The organism is Acinetobacter sp. YH12144, from assembly GCF_013418345.1.
GTDB classification, from domain to species: Bacteria; Pseudomonadota; Gammaproteobacteria; order Pseudomonadales; family Moraxellaceae; genus Acinetobacter; species Acinetobacter amyesii.
On the sequence record NZ_VPCD01000062.1, the window covers coordinates 1 to 1111 of the forward strand.

Sequence of the window (1111 nt, forward strand, 5' to 3'; positions counted from 1 at the left end):
TGTCTAGACTCGAATGAGGTCGTTTCAGATTATAAAACTCAAAATATGCACTCAATTGCTTTTTCGCATCTGTGACACTGCTATAAGCTTTGAGATACACCTCTTCATATTTAACGCTCCGCCATAATCGTTCAACCATCACATTATCTACCCATCGACCTTTACCATCCATACTGATTTGAATGCCATTTGATTTCAATACATCAATAAATGCATCACTGGTGAACTGACTGCCTTGGTCTGTATTCAATATTTCAGGTGATCCATATTTTTCAATCGCTTCATTTAAAGCCGAAATACAAAAATCCACCTCCATACTAATCGATACCCTATGCGCAAGTACCTTGCGGCTATGCCAATCAATCACAGCACATAAATAAACAAAGCCTTTTGCCATAGGGATATACGTTATATCCGTAGACCACACTTGATTACTGCGCTGAATAGCCAATCCTTTGAGCAGATATGGATATTTACGGTGAGCTTGATTAGCCTGGCTTAAATTTGGTTTGCAATATAACGCCTGAATACCCATTTTCTTCATTAAAGTACGTGTATGACGTCGTCCTATATGATGCCCTTGACGATTCAACAAATCACGCATCATACGACTGCCTGCAAAAGGATATTGCATATGTAATTCATCAATACATCGCATCAGCTTCAGATCTGATGAGCTAACAGGTTTTGGGCGATAATAATAACAACCACGAGAGACTTTCAGTAACTTAGCTTGTTTAGATACTGAAATCTGAAGTGAGTGATCGATTAACTTTTGTGGTTGAAGCGGCCCAGTTTCTTCAACACACCTTCTAAAAAATCAATTTCTAATGCCTGCTCACCGATTTTTGCATGTAACTTTTTAAGATCAATGGGAGGTTCTGATGGAGCTTTTGATTGATCGAAAGCTTGTGAGGAAGCTGAGATCAATTGATTTTTCCAGTCAATAATTTGGTTTTGATGAACATCAAACTCAGAACTCAATTCAGCAAGTGTTTTTTCTGCTTTGATCGCAGCAAGTGCTACCTTAGCCTTAAAGTCGTTTGAATGATTTCTTCTTGGTCTACGTGCCATAAAATACTCCATATATTGATGTTTATAACATCATTTG

The 1111-nt window shown here is 37.9% G+C and carries 1 protein-coding gene; it reads right to left on the reverse strand.

The window, feature by feature from the left end; translation table 11 throughout:
* Positions 1-1086 (reverse strand): IS3-like element ISAba14 family transposase gene (locus tag FTU79_RS16405; protein WP_180051359.1). Its coding sequence is split into 2 segments (ribosomal slippage), with 1087 coding nucleotides annotated over them: positions 1-822 and positions 822-1086; the frame shifts between segments, so codons are not numbered across the junction. This gene is flagged as partial in the annotation.
* Positions 1087-1111: the final 25 nt, after the last annotated feature.